Genomic DNA, 274 nt, shown 5'->3' on the forward strand with positions numbered 1-274 from the left:
ATAAGTCGGTCGATCGGGCCGCTCGCGCCGACGATTTCGGCGATGACCGTGCGGTAGGCGGCGATGTCGTCCAGCCGGTCGAGCTCATAGAGCCGGTAGCTGTCGGCAGAGGCGGTCACGGCGGAGCGGCCGCGACGGTTGACGAGATAGCTGACCCGATGCTGCCTGTGATCGACGAATTCGTCGTAGCGCACCAGGTCGAAATCCCACCGCCCGGTGCCCGGGAATTGCGCGAGATTGTTGATGATGAGAATGTTCATGCGAGTACTCCATT

Annotated in this window: 1 pseudogene; it reads right to left on the reverse strand. The window is 62.0% G+C overall.

The features are described from left to right. A pseudogene (locus SB725_RS31195) lies at nt 1-260 on the reverse strand (hypothetical protein); the annotation flags it as partial. Nucleotides 261-274: the final 14 nt, after the last annotated feature.

The sequence above is a fragment of the Pseudomonas sp. SIMBA_041 genome, assembly GCF_046535095.1.
In the GTDB taxonomy this organism is placed as follows: Bacteria; Pseudomonadota; Gammaproteobacteria; order Pseudomonadales; family Pseudomonadaceae; genus Aquipseudomonas; species Aquipseudomonas mucoides.